Below are 15664 nucleotides of genomic sequence, written 5' to 3' on the forward strand. Positions count from 1 at the left end.
ATCGCCATGTTGCTCCAGCTAATCCCAGCCGAATCCCCTCCCGCCGCTTCCGGGGGCGGGCAAACAAAAGCCGGGAGTGGTCATCTCCCGGCTGGTTAAACAAGTATCTCTGACTGAGTAAAGAATATCAGCCAGTAAACCAAGCTAGTAGAACCGAATCCGATAAATCCAGACATATGGTTACTACCACGCTGCTTGGAGCCTTGAGTGACTACAGCAAATCCGCAGCCAGCTGAGCCAGATGCGAACGCTCACCCTTTTCAAGAGTGATATGGCCGCTGACGCCCTGCTGCTTGAACTTCTCCACGATATAGCTGAGTCCGTTGCTCGCCGCATCGAGATAAGGATGGTCAATCTGCTCGGGATCACCCATCAGGATCACCTTGCTGCCTTCACCGGCACGGGAGACGATGGTCTTCACTTCATGACGGGACAGATTCTGCGCTTCATCAATGATAATGAACTGTGACGGAATCGAGCGTCCGCGGATATAGGTCAGAGCCTCTACCTGGATGCTTCCCAGGCCCATCAATATTTTATCGATATCCCCTGCTTTCTTGGTATCGAACAGGAATTCCAGGTTATCATAAATCGGCTGCATCCATGGCCGGAGCTTCTCATCCTTCTCTCCCGGCAAGTACCCGATATCCTTACCCATCGGAACAACCGGGCGGGCAATCAGCAGCTTCTTGTATTTATGCTCATCCTCCACCTTGAACAATCCGGCGGCAAGCGCCAGGAGCGTCTTGCCTGTTCCCGCCTTGCCGGTAATGGTAACGAGCGGAATGTCATCATTCAGAAGCAGCTCAAGCGCCATCCGCTGCTGGGCATTCCGGGCGCTGATCCCCCATACCGCATCATTGCCGAGATAGAGCGGCTCCAGCCGGGAAGCGTCGCTGTTTACCTTCAGAAGAGCAGATTTGCCGCTGCCAATCTCATCCTTCAATATCACAAATTCATGCGGATACAGCGGATAGGACAACGACAATTGCTTCGTGGACAGGTAGCGCTGGCTGTAGTACTCATCAATCAGCGATGGATGAGCCATCAGCGACTGGCAGCCGTTATAGAGTTCATTCAGATCTCCGGTACGGTCGGATAAATAATCCTCCGGAGTTATGCCAAGCACATCCGCTTTGATCCGGACGAGTACGTCTTTACTTACAAGTACCACAGGACTGGGATCAGCCTTCTCATTCTCCTCATGGAGATAGTTGAGTGCTACAGCCAATATCCGGTTGTCATTCGAGACTTCGCCGAACATCTCCTGTACCTTTACGAAGCTGCGGTGGTTAAGCTCTACCTTCAGCGTACCTCCATGGTCCAGTACCACACCGCTGTGCAGGTGGCCCAGCTCCCGGAGTCCGTCTAACAAACGTGACACAGTGCGGGCGTTGCGGCCGATTTCATCGGCATTACGTTTTTTGGAGTCGATTTCTTCCAGGACTACAGCAGGAATGACCACCTCATTCGCCTTAAAAGCAAAAATCGAATTGGGGTCGTGCAACAGCACGTTGGTGTCCAGTACGAATATCTTTTTCATGTTATCCCCTCCACAGCGCCTGGTTTGATTGATCCAATCATACATAACTCTATTCAGCAAGGGCAAGATAAGGGTAACCACTGATTCTCAGGCTGAAAGGAGTACGCACATATGAGAAAATCAATGTGTCTGTTGCTGGTACTGCTGCTGCTGACAAGCTGCGGTATCGCTAATAAAGAGACATCACCCTCTCCTCAGGATAAACAATCGGCTAAGGCTTTAGACCGTCAGGGGAACCGCGGAGTACGGACTTTATCCGAAGATGGTACAACTGCCCTTGAACCCACACCGGGATCGGGACAACCCGCACGCGGTAAGGGCGACAGCGATGTTGCACTTAAGGACCATTTTGAACAATTAGCTAAAAGAGTTCCCGGTGTTAAAGGCGTCCACTGTGTCGTTATGAACAATCTTGCCGTTGTCGGCATTGATGTGGACGGGGCGCTTACCCGTTCACGGGTCGGAAGCGTGAAGTACTCTGTAGCTGAAGCGATCCGCAAGGACCCCAGAGGCGTAAGAGTCCTGGTTACTGCCGACATGGACCTCAGCAGCAGGCTGGCCGAGATGGGCAAGCATATTGCCAAGGGCAATCCGGTCTCCGGCTTCGCTTCGGAAATGGCCGATATTATCGGCCGGATCATCCCGCAGCTTCCGGAGGATATAGAGCCGCAAGGGAACACCCGATAGCCAGAGTGTATGACAAATCCTTCTTATTTTTGGACATAAAAAGCCTAGTGACAGCACACTAGGCTTTTTGCATGGCGGTAAACACTTGACCGTCCAGCTTCTCGGCCGCACGTGCATCGTATACCTTCGCATATTTTGGAGCAGACTCCAGATGGGCGCCGTAGAAAAGCGCATTGCGGACTGCTTCAATCTCAACATCAAAACAGCACATCTTGAACGGGACATCCGCTAGCGGGTCCTGCCTAACCGCAGCACGGCCGTTGATGGCATGTACAGTCCCCTCACCAAACACTGTAATCGTTACCAGCGGGTTCACCTTCATGTTGTTCACAAGCCGGGAGCGGTGGTCCACAGCCAGCCTGACAATGGACGGGCTCACTGCATAGATCCAGGAAATCGCAGTCGACGTAGGTCCGCCGGATTCTGCATCCACCGTGTTAAGAAGAACAAAGGTTTCCGACTGCAGCATAGCTAGCAGAGTTTCATTGAGCTGAGCAACGGCTTCGGACATAGTTACAGGCCCCCTATGCGGCATGAGTACATTCAATTTATTATATTATAGCACAGGACAAAACTTGCATTCAATTTACAGAGAATGTACCTTGGCTCATCGGCTGCCTGCCGCCACGGAAGCAGAGACACCGGATATCCGGTCCTGCAGGCTTTTCTTGGCCGCTTCAAGCTCTTTGTCGTTAATATATACATAAGGACTGCGCCAGGTTCCGGTTACCGGCACATATTCGACATTCTCCTTGGAAATATCCCAATAAGTGGCGATAAGGCTCTTAATCTGCGCATTTTCAATATCGCTCTCCAGGTTATCATCCACTGCGTCCAGCACCCGGCCGATTTTGAGTACACCGCCCAGCGACTGCATCTGGGATATCAGTGAATTCAGCACCTCGTTCTGGCGTTTATTGCGTTCAAAATCATCGGAAGGCTTCGTAGCCGGTTTGCAGTTGGACTTACGGTAACGTACATAATCAAGCGCTTTGTCTCCGTTTAGCTGGGCCTGGCCCTTCTTGAGATTAATATCTGTGCCGTCCACGCTGTCCGTATAACACATATTTGCGCTGATATTAACGTCTACGCCCCCGAATTCATCCACGATATCCCGGAAGCCCTGGAAATCGAGAACCGTTGTATAATCAACCTCAATGTCCAGATATTTGCCCATCATCTTCTTCATCTCGTCCTCGGCAAGAATGCCGGAGGTCTTCTCTTTACCCTTGAAGCGGGAGTAAAAAGCGTTGATCTTACTCTTCTTGTATCCGCTTAGCTCGATGTATGTATCACGGGGCAATGAAACCACAGTGGCCGATTTGGTCTCCGGGTTCAAGGCCGCGACCATAATCACATCCGTCAGGTTGGACGGGTGCTTCGGACGGTTATCGGTGCCTAGCAGCAGCAGGGTCAGCGGCTTCTCTGACGCGGATTGTCCCGCCTGAACCGGCTGATCCACTCCGAATCCTCCCCGGTCAACCTTCCAGTACAAGTATCCTGCGTAACCTAAGGCTGCCAATACGGCAATCAGGAGAATGACCAGCAGGAGTCTCATCAGGCGGAAGAAGAAACTGCGCTTTTTAGGCTTTTTCTTTTTGCTTGCGGTTGATTTTTTGGTTGTAGCCGGTGCCGTTGATCTGGGCTGTTGTCTGTTATTGGTGCTTCCTTGCGGGCTGTTCTTTCTGGGTGGCAGACCGCCCTTGCTTGTATTCATAATTGATTTAGTTCCTTTTCATTCAGGTAGAATAAGATCACTTTATAATAAATTAGACGAGCCAGGGCAGCAAAAGTTGCGCCCTAGTTACGCTTCGCTGCAGCGGAAGCCTTCCGCTTCTGCCGGGCCTCTACCAGATAGCGGACACGCACAAGCAGCATCAGTCCGACAGCCACCAGCAGGCACTGGATAATCGGCAGCTTGTCATGCTGGAAAATGAGCAGCATCCCCGAACCCGCCGCCATCATGATGTAGAGTACGATCTCTTTGCCGATAGGCAGCTTCTGGTTAACGCGAAATACTTGGTTATACACGTACGTCAGCAGAATAAAGATAACAATGTAAGCGACAATTGGATGCTCAGCGAACCAGCTCTGCATAACCCGTCACTCCTCCCGGATATAAGTATCGCTTACATTATATCATCCACAGCCGTTTTATACTGCAAAACCACAATAAAAGCCGCCGGATTCTTCATCCGGCGGCTTGAATGGCTTGCAGTTTACGCTTGGCTGGCTTGCGCCGCTTTACGCTGCTTCTCTACACGTTCGCGCTCGCCCTTGTTCAGAATCTTTTTGCGCAGACGAACAGATTTAGGAGTGATTTCGCAATATTCATCATCATTCAGGTACTCAAGAGCACCTTCCAGTGAGAACATACGTGGAGTTTTCATCTTCACAGTCTCATCCTTCGTAGCAGAACGCACGTTGGTCAGCTGTTTTTCTTTGCAGATATTTACAATGATGTCATTATCGCGGGTATGTTCACCCACAATCATGCCTTCATAAATTTCAGTTCCCGGTTCCAGGAAGAGAATACCGCGGTCTTCTACTCCCATCATGCCGTAGAGAGTCGTATTGCCGGTTTCACTGGATACGAGTACGCCCTGGTGACGTCCGCCAACCTGTCCGCCAATCAGTGGAGCATAGCTGTCAAACGCATGGTTCATAACGCCATAACCGCGGGTCAGGGTCAGGAAGTAGGTGTTGTAACCAATCAGACCACGTGCAGGAATCAGGAACTCCAGGCGAACCTGGCCAGTACCATGATTGATCATGTTGACCATTTCTGCTTTGCGTGTACCCAGACTTTCCATAACAGCGCCCATGCTTTCTTCCGGAACATCAATCATCAGACGCTCAAGCGGCTCCATTTTGGCTCCGTCGATTTCCTTAACGATAACTTCAGGCTTGGAGACCTGCATTTCGTAACCTTCACGGCGCATGTTCTCGATCAGGATACCCAGGTGAAGCTCACCACGGCCGGATACGACAAATGCGTCAGGGGAATCTGTCTCATCTACACGCAAGCTGACATCGGTCTCCAGCTCTTTGAACAGACGCTCACGCAGCTTACGGGAGGTAACCCACTTGCCTTCTTTACCTGCGAACGGGCTGTTGTTCACGAGGAATGTCATTTGCATCGTAGGCTCGTCAATCTTCAGAACCGGCAGAGCTTCAGGATGCTGCGGATCAGCAATGGTCTCACCGATGTTGATATCCTTGATACCGGCAATGGCAACGATGTCGCCTGCGCCAGCCTCTTCCGTCTCCACACGCTTCAGACCCTGGAAGCCGAACAGCTTCTCAATCCGGGCAGTCTTGCTCTTGCCGTCACGCATAATTACAGTCACGGATTGGCCTTGCTTAATTACACCGCGGTTCACGCGGCCAATAGCAATACGGCCCAGGTATTCATTGTAGTCCATCAGGGTTACGAGGAACTGCAATGGTTCTTCAATCTTTTCGGTTGGAGCCGGAATATGCTCAACAATCGTTTCGTACAGGGCAAGCATCGTGTCATCCTGCTTCTCAGGGACCATACTTGATGTGCCGTTAAGTGCAGAAGCATACACAACCGGGAATTCAAGCTGATCGTCATTGGCTTCAAGCTCAATGAACAGATCCAGGACTTCATCAATAACTTCCTTCGGACGCGCAGCCGGACGGTCAATCTTGTTCACGACTACGATAGGGGTCAGGTTCTGTTCCAGCGCTTTGCGCAGCACGAATTTCGTCTGCGGCATGCAGCCTTCATAAGCGTCAACCACGAGCAGTACGCCGTCAACCATCTTCATGATCCGTTCAACTTCACCGCCGAAGTCGGCATGTCCAGGGGTATCTACGATGTTGATCAGGAACTCTTTATAGGTAATTGCTGTATTTTTGGCTAGGATGGTGATTCCGCGTTCCCGCTCCAGATCGTTACTGTCCATGGCCCGTTCCTGCAAGTGCTCGTGCGCGCTGAAAATCCCGGACTGCTGAAGAAGCTGATCGACGAGTGTTGTTTTACCATGGTCAACGTGGGCAATGATCGCAATATTACGGATATCTTTTCTTGAATGCATGATTTGTATCCAAATCCTCTCATTTATCAAATTAAAAATGTTTAAATTTATAGCATGTCACGGCAGTCTCACAAAAGAAGCGCCAGGCAGAAAGCCGACGCTCCAACATTCCTTAATTTTATAGTGAAAGTACTATGAAAAGCAAGTCTTTTTCTGAAAAAAACGTTACCAGGCTCGCTTAATTTTTCTAATTCTGCCATAAGGCTGATTCAAAGGGGCATATTAAGCGGATCAAGGTCTGCTTGTCCACCGCTTACCAGCCACCGTTCCACTTCTTGCGGCTTCCCGGTCTGCCTCTGCCCAGCATCAGCCAGAGACCTGCAGCAACCAGTACAGCGCCGAGCAGATACAACGCCCCGGTACCCAGCAGAGTGAAAATAATCAGCACCAGGCTAAGCAGCCCGAGAATCACGGAGGTGGTTGTCAATCCTCTGGTTCCGGCTGAAGCATACAGCGAATATTCGTATAGTCCGACCGCGATACCCAGCAGAAGTGCAGGCCATAAATGCCTCATAAGATCCCAGCCCCAGGTATTGCATAAGCCAAAGAGCAAGCCGTACACCGTTAGTATGCCCGCAGGAATGAGTACTGATGCAGAAGCGCGGCGGGTGAAAAAGAGCACATGCAGGATCAGGCCCGGAACCAGAATGATGAGCGGCCACAAGGTTCGTCCCAGAAAACCGAACACCCCCAGCTTGCCCAGCAGAATCACAAGGCCGGCGGCTGCGATATACACACCCAGTTTCATGTCATTTTTGGAAGACATCTTTCACCTATCCCTTCAAAATTCGTGTCTTTTCACTGGCGACAGCATTCCCTTTTATTTTATCTGATAAAGACATAAAACACCATCATTCTTCAGGCACTGGACGATTATAATAAAGAAAAAAGCTGCACCAAAGCCCTCCAGCTTTTGGTACAGCCTCAGTATTGCCGGTATTGCCGGTTCTCAACCTGCGGACAGGGTTCTGCGCTTAACCATTCCCGTTATCACAACGATGATACCCAGGAACATCGGCAATAGCGCGTGAAGGGTTGGCAGCAGGAACGAAATCACCGGGCCGAATTTGGCATCCTGCAGCAGCATGTTACCGGCGGTATACGCCAGGATATAGGCACCGATGAAGACCAGCACCGGAAAGCGGTGCAGCCAGCCAACGATAATACCGCTTCCCCAGACTACAATCGGTATGCTGATCGCAATTCCGATCACGATAAGTGCCAGATCCCCTTTTGCCAGTCCTGCTATCGCCAGTACATTGTCCAGACTCATGATGAAATCAGCCAGCAAAATGGTGCGCACCGACTTCCAGACGCTCGCGCTTCCCTCAATCCTGAGTTCACCTTCGTCCTCAAGCAGCAGCTTGAAGGAAATCCAGAGCAGCAGCATTGCCCCTCCGGCCTGAATATAGGGGATCTTGAGCAGCAGCACTGCGGCAAAGGTCAGAATACAGCGCAGTGCGACAGCTCCGGCGGCGCCCCACCAGACGGCCAGCTTCCGGTGCTTCTCCGGAAGATTCTTGCTGGCCATCGCGATGACCATGGCATTGTCCCCGCTGAGCACCAGATTAATCATCAATATCTCACCAAGCAGCAATAAAGAATCCATCCAACTCTACCTCCCCGGGCTCCATGTATCTACATGTATGCCCTGGGGCGACAAGCTATGCTTCTTGTCCCGTTTTTTATAGAAACTGAGCATGAGCAGCCGGATTCCAGCGTATATCAGAGTATAGAGGAGTGATCCGGAATGAATACATCCGCTGTGGATTTCATATTATCTCTGCTCAATATTGTTTTCCTGGATCTGATACTGGCCGGCGACAATGCGATTGTAATCGGTCTGGCCGCGCGGAACCTTCAGGGAAGCCAGCAGAAACAAGCGATTCTGCTGGGAACAGGCGGCGCTGTCGTCCTGCGGATAATCGCCACCATTCTGGTCGTGTGGCTGCTTCAGATTCCCTGGCTGCTGCTATGCGGCGGACTGCTGCTTATCCTCATCGCCTTCAAGCTGCTGTCCGGAGACAATACGGAAACGGATATTCACGCGGGCGGCACTCTGTGGGCGGCTGTGCGGACCATCGTTATAGCGGATGCCGCCATGGGCCTGGACAATGTAATTGCTATCGCCGGTGCAGCCAAACATAATATAACGCTTGTTGTGCTTGGGCTGCTAATCAGTGTGCCGATTGTCGTCTGGGGCAGTACCCTGTTCATCAGACTGATCAACAGATACCCCTGGATTATTTATATCGGCTCAGCCGTGCTGGGCTTCACAGCCTCCAGCATGATCGCCAGTGAGCAGAAGATTTCCGCTTACTTCAGCATACACCCGTTGCTGCACTATCTGTTCATTGCCGCAGTGATTGCGGGCATCCTCGCCGCCGGTCACTGGAAACGCCGCCGTACGCACAGCAGTATTCCGCGCAGCGGAAGCTCTTTTTAATCCCCCCGAATAATCCCTGTCTATTTAGAACCACTCTTCCTCCAGCCCTGCCTGAGCCGGAACTAAGTCATTAGGCTTCTCGTTGCCATATGGCGTAATGGACACTGTCTCCGTTCCTGCAACCGCAGCATCCAGCAGAGCCTGATACCCGGGCAGTGTGGCTTCGATTTTGTCCACAATCCGCATGTTCGGATTCGTTGTCGGTGATTTGGGCACGAACAGCGTACAGCAATCCTCGTAAGGAAGAATGGACAAGTCGTACGTCCCGATGCTCTGGGACAGCTCCACAATCTCACTCTTATCCATCATCACCAGCGGACGCAGCAATGGCAGGCTGGTGGCACGGCCAATTACATTCATACTCGGCAAAGTCTGGCTGGCCACCTGGCCCAGACTGTCACCGGTAACCAGAGCCAGCGCTCCTTCACGCTCAGCGAGCCCTGTAGCAATCCGCAGCATTGCCCGGCGCATCAGGGTAATAATCAGATTATCCTGCCCGATCCCGGTAAAGGAGGTCTGTACCCCGGTGAACGGTACCAGATGCAGCTTGATCACCCCCGCATAACGTGACAGGACCCGCGTTAAATCTACAACCTTTTGCCGGGCCAGCTCGCTTGTATAAGGATAACTGTAAAAGTGTACACACTCTACCTCCAGCCCTCTGCGCATGGATGACCAGCCCGCAACCGGACTGTCGATGCCGCCGGAGAGCAGCAGCATGGCCTTGCCGTTCGTGCCTAACGGAAATCCGCCAACACCGGCAATATTCTCGCAGAAGATGAGGGTATATCCTTCACGGATCTCAATCCTCAGCTCAAGCTGCGGAGACTTCACATCTACGAGCAATCCGGGATAGCCTTGCAGCAGCGGAGTAGCTACAAGCTTATTCATCTCGATCGAGCCATAAGGGAAGTCCTTCCACACCCGGCGGGCGCTAACCTTGAAGCTGGTTCCGGCCGCCGGAGCCACAATATGGAGGAAGGTCCGGCTGGCATCCAGAATATCTTCGAATTCCGAGCGTGCCACCTTCACCGGGCTAATCGAAGCGATCCCGAATACTTTTTTGAGCGCATCCGTTAACTCTCCCGCCGGTTCACCGTTCAGCTCTACATAAATCCGGCCGAATTCCCTGCTCAGTGTCACCTTCGGATACGGCTTGACCATTTCCTTCACATGGCGCAATACCGTTTTCTCGAACCGGCTGCGGTTTTTCCCTTTCAGTGTAAACTCTCCAAAGCGCAGCAGGAGCATGTCTGCGAACTCCATGCTGTTCCCGTATCCGGCATTCTTCACTCCGGTTCCTGTGTCTATTGTTGTCATTAGTTATTTCATGCCTCCTTCGGCAATCTTCAAAGATTGAACGGCTGCAAGCAAGGCCTGCTCCAGCTGTATTATATCCTGTTCGGTGTGGCTGTCCCCCAGACTGATCCTTATGCCCCCAAGCGCAGCAGCGGTATCCCTGCCCATTGACAGCAGAATCCGGCTGGGTTCCGCCAGCCGCGAGGAGCAGGCGGAACGTGTGGCAACCGCCATCCCAAGCTCCTCCAGCCTGCGGGCCATGACCTCTCCCTTCATACCGGGATAGGAGAAGTGGACAATATGCGGCGCCCCGTCCCCGCTGCTGTTCAATACAAGCTCCGGGATTCTTGATATATAATTCTCCAGCCGTGTCTTCAGCGGGCGAATCCGTGTGGTAAATTCCTGCCGCCGTTCCCCGCTCATCCGCACCGCTTTGGCTGAGGCTACAATATTCGGCACATTCTCTGTTCCGGCACGATGGCCCCGTTCCTGGGAACCGCCGGTCAGTATGGGGAACAGCGTTACCCCTTCTCTGACATATAGAATCCCTGTTCCGCGCGGACCGCGCAATTTATGTGCTGATAAGCTGTACAGATCGGCCTGCCAGTCCCTCAGCTCCACCTCAAGCTTGCCGTAGCCCTGCACTCCATCGACATGGAACACGGTCCGGCGGTTCACAGCCTTCACCTGGCGCCCGATCTCACCCAGCGGCTGTACTGTACCGATCTCATTGTTCACATGCATTACACTGACCAGCACAGTGTCTGCACGGACCGCCGCTGCTATTCGCGAAGGTTCGACAACCCCCTGGCTGTCCGGTGCAATGAAGCTAATCTCCCAGCCCAGCTTCTGCAGCTGGAGACAGCTCTCATAGACTGAGGGATGCTCCAGCTCCGTAGTCACGATATGTCGTCCCCTGCTCTGGTATTGCAGCGCAACCCCCTTGACAGCCAGGTTGTTGCTCTCGGTAGCTCCTGAGGTGAACACAATCTCCTGCGGCAACACGCCAAGCGCAGCTGCACACACCTCCCGTGCACGTTTCACCAGCCTGTCTGCCTCTTCTCCCGCCCGGTGCAGGGAGGAAGGATTGGCAAAGTGCTTCCGCATCACCTGCTCCATGGTCTGCACAACCTCTTCATACGGGGGAGCAGCAGCGGCATAATCCCAATACAGCATATATCGTTGTTCTCCTTTGTTTATCATTTCAGTGAGAAATATAAGTATAGCAAAATCCGGCCTTTTTTTATATTTGCAAAAAGGATCAAACGGCCTGCTGCCGCTGTAAGCGGCGGATTGCAGATCCGTTTGATCCTTTGTATTATACCGCGTATTGCGCGCGGGCGCGTTCTATTTTGGCAATGTAGGCCTGAGTTTCCTTCGGAAGTGCGGAAAGATTCGCCATAAGCTCTGCATCGTTGCTGACGCCAAGCTTGTTCACCCGGCCCGGCCCGGCATTATAGGCGGCCAGAGCCATTTTCTCCTGTCCGTCATACCGCTTAAGCTGGTAAGAGAGGTATCTTACCCCGCCGTCAATGCTCTGCGCCGGGTCAAAAGGATCGGAGACGCCCAATCCGTTCGCTGTTCCATCCATAAGCTGCATTAGCCCCTTGGCTCCCGCAGAAGATACAACGTTAGGATTGAACGAGGATTCTGTGTCAATTACCGCCTTGATCAGATCCACAGGAACGCCGTATTTCGCACTGGCTGTCTGGATCAGCTCTTCATAATCCGTCGGCACCGTCGCTGTTATTTCCCCGGAAATGTTGTCCTTGGCTTCTGCCGCTCCCCCAAGTTGCTGCCACAGCAGAGTATCCATGGAAGAAGCATCGGGCAGAGAAGTTAACGAGCTTCTACTGCTGCTGCCAGTAGTTAGCGGCTGCACGGCTGCCTGCTGAAGCAATGCGGCAAACTCGGCTGTTGATGAACCCGTGACTTCAGGCGATGAGACCTTACCGGCTTCGCGCTTGACGGTTGAGCTTCTCAGATCCACCCATTTCAGCTGGCCGCTTGGAGCAGCGGCATTGATTGACATGTCTCCATTCCCTCTTTCAGTTTGAATCTATTTAAACATAGCCCATAAAATTTAAATTTGAAATACAGATTAATTTTACTATTTATTCATGGCGATTACTATATGTACAAGCGAAAAAACAGACCTCAGACCTGCATAGTTAGGTCTGATAGCCTGTTTTGAAATCAGATGTGCGGGTTCCGTCTGCTCTAACGGGCAAAAGGAATTAAGACGAAATAACTTAACGTAGACACTATTCCCAGCCCCATTGACCAGGCACCGGCTGACTTTTGCCCTCTGGCATAAGCATAATACCCCAGCACAGCCGCAACCGGCCCCAATATAATGGACCAGATGAATAAAGAGACCACACCGAATCCTAAGCCGATATAGCCGATTCTCCGGTCCTCTCCTTCGTTCACACCGCCGGTTGACCGCTGATCCTCTTCCCGTACGGTTGTTCTCTGAAGCTGCGCGGGAGGGCTGAGCTCGGCAGCGTATTCCTCATTGTGTCTTCTGTCCCGGCGGGGATAATCCACCCTGCTGCGGGGCCTGAGAATAATTTTCCTGCGCTCTGAACGGTCCACTTTGGGTTCATCATTCGGATTATCCATAAGGTCCCCCTCTAAGCGTTCGGCTTAAACGTCAGACAACAGGTAGCGGATGAAGTCTCAGCATGGTCCTGATGATTATTGTCCGTCATCTCTTCGGCATATTCTTCCATGTAACGGCTGCCTGAATGCTGATCAATCTCAATGACAATTTCTTCGGCACGGCACAGGTTCTGTTCTCCCCAATAATGACAGTTGCTCACACTGCACTTCACAAGCGGTTTGGCGTTTGTCATAATGATCACCTCGGCTTCTATTATGCCCGCCGTGATTTTTGGCTATGCGGCAGATCGTTGCCAGTTGATGTATGCCGCGCACATATAATAAGACCAGGTGCCGTCATGATCACATGACACACCTGGTCTTAGGCAGAACCTTCATATACTGGATAACGACGGATCAATTATACCTGATTCTGCATCCGCTTCTCAGTCAAATAATCATTCTCGTAATAGGTGAGATCATCGCGCAATTCTTCGTATACCTTGGTGATCTCCATGATGATATCGCGTGCCGGACGGACAGGCTTCTTACGGAAACGGATCGCATCCTGGCCGGTATAAGCATATCGTCCATCTTCCGAATAGCTCTCATTCTTGGGATAGAAGAAATTATTAACTCCGAGATGATATACATTATATAGCGCTTTTTGCGCGAAGACTTCATCAAAGGTAGCGCGGCGCAGTGCAAGCCCAAGCTTCTCATAAGACATTTCCGAGAACACCAGCAGATGGCGGAGATCGGACAAGAACCCCCGATAGAAATGTAGCGTTTCTTCATCCTTTTCGGTAACAAGCTGCGGCAGGGCATGCTCGTTCAGGAACAGTTCCATTTTTTCGATTACGGATTTCAGTTTTTCTCTTGTCGATTCACACAATTTCTGCACATTGGCTGCTGACATGGCGATTGCTCCCCCTTATTGTTCCTTGCATTTGTAGTTGTTGTACTCTCTTGATAGTATCACAAAATCTCTTATGCCTCCACCCGGACACAAATTCAAAACCCTGGAAGGCGCTTACTTTCTGATATTAACATAAAACCAAGGACGGCGGTATCCTTTTCTATGATGCATAAAACATGCCCTCCCTTCTAACCCTAACAGGTATTCTATAACGATGAAGGAGCGGAAATCATGTCCCGTAAAAATTTAACCGTCGCCGGTCTGGTCACTGCTGCGCTGACTGTGCTGCTGCTCACCTTTGCCCTGCGGCCGGAGGACCGCGGTACACTCAGACAAGCCTCTGTTCCTAATCCCCCGCAGGAGAAAACCATTAAAAAAGCCGCCCTTGTCCAGGATGTAACGGCCACTGACCAGCTGAACCGTGCGGATGTAAACAGACATCTAAGCACGCTGCTGGCGGATATCCATGGCGCTTCGCCTGAGGATATTTCAGCATATGCCACTAGCCTGCAGCAGGGACACGGGCATATTACCCTGCTGATGCTGGTTGATTTCCGCATACATAAGACGACTACCTATAAATCCTCCCTGCCTGAAGGAACCGACCAGGAGAATAAGCTGCTGCTCCAATACCTGAATACAGCAAAATCAGCCATCAAAGGCCACCAGGCCTATGAGTCCCCTTCCTTTATTATCGGCGATAAAAAGTATTACTTCGTTGCCCAGCGTAACCGGGAAGGCCAGCTTGCGGTCATCGCCCTGATTAATCAGAAAATTCTGGACCGGGTTGCTCTGCATCAGCTCAAGAATCTGCGGCTTATCCCGTATCCGAAGGAAGGCAAGTATCGTATTGAGTCCGTACATGCGGATACCCTGAAGGATATCACGGTCAAGACAGGACATGACAATGAGAATGCCAGCCATTATTACGAGAATGAGATCGTGGTCCGGTTCCCTAACGGGCATCCCACTGCGGCACAGCTTCAGACGATCGCTGCCGATATCCGCTGTAAGACCCCGCGCAAGCTGGGCTACGCTTATGTCTTCCGTTCGGACCAAATGAGCTATTCCCAGCTCAAAACTTACTTCGCTAATAAGTGGCATCCGCTGTACGCAGAGCCTCACTATATGTACTTAACCAATGATGCGGCCAGCGAAAATACCGGGGCTAACGTGATTACGCCCAATGACCTGCTCTTCTCGACTTACCAGTGGAATCTGCCGGCGATTGAAACTGCGCAGGGCTGGAATCTGTCCAAAGGCAGCAAGGAAGTCGTCGTAGCCGTTGTGGACACCGGTGTTCAAGCGAACCACCCCGACCTTAAGGGGCAACTGCTTACAGGATATAATGCTATCACTAACAGCTCCACACCGGATGATGATGTAGGTCATGGAACGCATGTTGCGGGCATTATCGGAGCATTGACCAATAATCAGGAGGGTGTGGCCGGAATCAGCTGGTACAACAAGATTCTTCCGGTAAAAGCGCTCGACAACTCCGGGGCGGGCACCACCTATTCCGTTGCCGAAGGGATCATTTGGGCGGCTGACCAGGGAGCCAAGGTGATTAATCTCAGCCTTGGCAACTATGCCGACTCACAGTTTCTGCATGATGCCATTAAATATGCCTACGACCGCGATATCGTCATTGTCTCCGCCTCAGGTAATGACAATACGGAGCGCCCCGGTTATCCGGCGGCATATGAAGAGGTTATTGCGGTAGCTGCAACCAACGCCTCCGGAGACAGAGCCTCCTTCTCCAATTACGGGGATTACATTGATGTAGCTGCCCCGGGGGAGAGTATTGCCAGCACCTATCCTGATAACCAGTATGCGGCGTTATCCGGTACCTCGATGGCCAGTCCTCATGTGGCCGCCCTGGCCGGGCTGGTGCGCTCGCTCAATCCTGCACTGACCAATAAGGAGGTCACGGAGTTACTGACTGCTAACGCTGTGGATCTGGGGAATGCCGGACATGATAAATATTACGGCTGGGGCCAGGTCGATATCTACCGCACCCTCCAGGCGGCAGGCGGAGGTGAGGTTCCGCTGCAATTGTTCCCGCAGCATGTCGGCAAACAGTTGAACTCTATACAATAGCA

At 51.8% G+C, this 15664-nt stretch carries 16 protein-coding genes; 3 read left to right on the plus strand and 13 right to left on the minus strand.

Annotation, left to right across the window (positions count from 1 at the left end; genetic code table 11):
- Positions 1-211 precede the first annotated feature (211 nt).
- A complete protein-coding gene (locus KDC22_RS25005; RefSeq protein WP_173128262.1) occupies positions 212-1543 on the minus strand; it encodes a PhoH family protein in 1332 nt (443 codons plus the stop codon).
- 111 nt (positions 1544-1654) lie between these two features.
- Between KDC22_RS25005 and KDC22_RS25010 the strand changes: the two genes are divergently transcribed.
- Complete coding sequence (locus tag KDC22_RS25010) at positions 1655-2230, plus strand: YhcN/YlaJ family sporulation lipoprotein (RefSeq protein ID WP_211720743.1); 576 nt, start codon at positions 1655-1657, stop codon at positions 2228-2230.
- 58 nt (positions 2231-2288) lie between these two features.
- On the opposite strand, the gene KDC22_RS25015 is transcribed toward KDC22_RS25010, so the two are convergent.
- From KDC22_RS25015 to KDC22_RS25040, 6 genes are all read right to left on the minus strand, one after another.
- Complete coding sequence (locus tag KDC22_RS25015) at positions 2289-2741, minus strand: pyridoxamine 5'-phosphate oxidase family protein (RefSeq protein ID WP_173128268.1); 453 nt, start codon at positions 2739-2741, stop codon at positions 2289-2291.
- A gap of 96 nt (positions 2742-2837) precedes the next feature.
- Positions 2838-3947: an LCP family protein gene (locus KDC22_RS25020; protein WP_211720744.1), complete on the minus strand. Its 1110-nt coding sequence runs from the start codon at positions 3945-3947 to the stop codon at positions 2838-2840.
- A gap of 83 nt (positions 3948-4030) precedes the next feature.
- Positions 4031-4327: a YlaH-like family protein gene (locus KDC22_RS25025; RefSeq protein WP_211720745.1), complete on the minus strand. Its 297-nt coding sequence runs from the start codon at positions 4325-4327 to the stop codon at positions 4031-4033.
- 122 nt (positions 4328-4449) lie between these two features.
- A complete protein-coding gene (gene typA / locus KDC22_RS25030) occupies positions 4450-6294 on the minus strand; it encodes a translational GTPase TypA (RefSeq protein WP_173128276.1) in 1845 nt (614 codons plus the stop codon).
- Positions 6295-6547: 253 nt separating this feature from the next.
- Positions 6548-7060 (minus strand): hypothetical protein, encoded by a 513-nt coding sequence (locus KDC22_RS25035; protein ID WP_173128278.1) that lies wholly within the window; start codon positions 7058-7060, stop codon positions 6548-6550.
- A 183-nt stretch (positions 7061-7243) separates the two neighbouring features.
- Positions 7244-7903 carry a TerC family protein gene (locus KDC22_RS25040; protein ID WP_211720746.1) on the minus strand — a complete coding sequence of 220 codons (660 nt, stop codon included), beginning with the start codon at positions 7901-7903 and terminating at the stop codon, positions 7244-7246.
- Between the two features lie 141 nt (positions 7904-8044).
- Between KDC22_RS25040 and KDC22_RS25045 the strand changes: the two genes are divergently transcribed.
- On the plus strand, positions 8045-8740 hold the full coding sequence (locus KDC22_RS25045) for a TerC family protein (RefSeq protein WP_211720747.1): 696 nt from the start codon (positions 8045-8047) through the stop codon (positions 8738-8740).
- 24 nt (positions 8741-8764) lie between these two features.
- On the opposite strand, the gene thiI is transcribed toward KDC22_RS25045, so the two are convergent.
- The 6 genes from thiI to KDC22_RS25075 form a co-directional block, all read right to left on the minus strand.
- Positions 8765-10006, minus strand: coding sequence for a tRNA uracil 4-sulfurtransferase ThiI (gene thiI / locus KDC22_RS25050; protein WP_211724187.1), 1242 nt, complete (start codon positions 10004-10006; stop codon positions 8765-8767).
- Positions 10007-10063: 57 nt separating this feature from the next.
- The gene (locus KDC22_RS25055) at positions 10064-11215 is read right to left on the minus strand and encodes a cysteine desulfurase family protein (RefSeq protein ID WP_211724188.1); all 1152 of its coding nucleotides are present in this window, start codon (positions 11213-11215) and stop codon (positions 10064-10066) included.
- 142 nt (positions 11216-11357) lie between these two features.
- Entirely contained in the window at positions 11358-12071 is a 714-nt protein-coding gene (locus tag KDC22_RS25060) for a lytic transglycosylase domain-containing protein (RefSeq protein WP_211720748.1), read from the minus strand.
- Between the two features lie 188 nt (positions 12072-12259).
- A complete protein-coding gene (locus KDC22_RS25065; RefSeq protein ID WP_173128290.1) occupies positions 12260-12664 on the minus strand; it encodes a hypothetical protein in 405 nt (134 codons plus the stop codon).
- Between the two features lie 11 nt (positions 12665-12675).
- Positions 12676-12897 (minus strand): DUF1540 domain-containing protein, encoded by a 222-nt coding sequence (locus tag KDC22_RS25070; RefSeq protein WP_216857140.1) that lies wholly within the window; start codon positions 12895-12897, stop codon positions 12676-12678.
- Positions 12898-13064: 167 nt separating this feature from the next.
- Complete coding sequence (locus KDC22_RS25075; protein WP_173128293.1) at positions 13065-13562, minus strand: YpuI family protein; 498 nt, start codon at positions 13560-13562, stop codon at positions 13065-13067.
- A 231-nt stretch (positions 13563-13793) separates the two neighbouring features.
- Between KDC22_RS25075 and KDC22_RS25080 the strand changes: the two genes are divergently transcribed.
- Entirely contained in the window at positions 13794-15662 is a 1869-nt protein-coding gene (locus KDC22_RS25080) for a S8 family peptidase (protein WP_211720749.1), read from the plus strand.
- Positions 15663-15664: the final 2 nt, after the last annotated feature.

The organism is Paenibacillus tritici (assembly GCF_018207515.1).
GTDB lineage: Bacteria > Bacillota > Bacilli > Paenibacillales > Paenibacillaceae > Paenibacillus_AQ > Paenibacillus_AQ tritici.

Excerpts from the sequence above, each read along its gene's own strand:
- KDC22_RS25005 (WP_173128262.1), bottom strand. The coding sequence starts at position 1,543 with ATGAAAAAGATATTCGTACTGGACACCAACGTGCTGTTGCACGACCCC.
- KDC22_RS25010 (WP_211720743.1), top strand. The coding sequence starts at position 1,655 with ATGAGAAAATCAATGTGTCTGTTGCTGGTACTGCTGCTGCTGACAAGC.
- KDC22_RS25015 (WP_173128268.1), bottom strand. The coding sequence starts at position 2,741 with ATGTCCGAAGCCGTTGCTCAGCTCAATGAAACTCTGCTAGCTATGCTG.
- KDC22_RS25020 (WP_211720744.1), bottom strand. The coding sequence starts at position 3,947 with ATGAATACAAGCAAGGGCGGTCTGCCACCCAGAAAGAACAGCCCGCAA.
- KDC22_RS25025 (WP_211720745.1), bottom strand. The coding sequence starts at position 4,327 with ATGCAGAGCTGGTTCGCTGAGCATCCAATTGTCGCTTACATTGTTATC.
- typA (WP_173128276.1), bottom strand. The coding sequence starts at position 6,294 with ATGCATTCAAGAAAAGATATCCGTAATATTGCGATCATTGCCCACGTT.
- KDC22_RS25035 (WP_173128278.1), bottom strand. The coding sequence starts at position 7,060 with ATGTCTTCCAAAAATGACATGAAACTGGGTGTGTATATCGCAGCCGCC.
- KDC22_RS25040 (WP_211720746.1), bottom strand. The coding sequence starts at position 7,903 with ATGGATTCTTTATTGCTGCTTGGTGAGATATTGATGATTAATCTGGTG.
- KDC22_RS25045 (WP_211720747.1), top strand. The coding sequence starts at position 8,045 with ATGAATACATCCGCTGTGGATTTCATATTATCTCTGCTCAATATTGTT.
- thiI (WP_211724187.1), bottom strand. The coding sequence starts at position 10,006 with ATGGAGTTCGCAGACATGCTCCTGCTGCGCTTTGGAGAGTTTACACTG.
- KDC22_RS25055 (WP_211724188.1), bottom strand. The coding sequence starts at position 11,215 with ATGCTGTATTGGGATTATGCCGCTGCTGCTCCCCCGTATGAAGAGGTT.
- KDC22_RS25060 (WP_211720748.1), bottom strand. The coding sequence starts at position 12,071 with ATGTCAATCAATGCCGCTGCTCCAAGCGGCCAGCTGAAATGGGTGGAT.
- KDC22_RS25065 (WP_173128290.1), bottom strand. The coding sequence starts at position 12,664 with ATGGATAATCCGAATGATGAACCCAAAGTGGACCGTTCAGAGCGCAGG.
- KDC22_RS25070 (WP_216857140.1), bottom strand. The coding sequence starts at position 12,897 with ATGACAAACGCCAAACCGCTTGTGAAGTGCAGTGTGAGCAACTGTCAT.
- KDC22_RS25075 (WP_173128293.1), bottom strand. The coding sequence starts at position 13,562 with ATGTCAGCAGCCAATGTGCAGAAATTGTGTGAATCGACAAGAGAAAAA.
- KDC22_RS25080 (WP_211720749.1), top strand. The coding sequence starts at position 13,794 with ATGTCCCGTAAAAATTTAACCGTCGCCGGTCTGGTCACTGCTGCGCTG.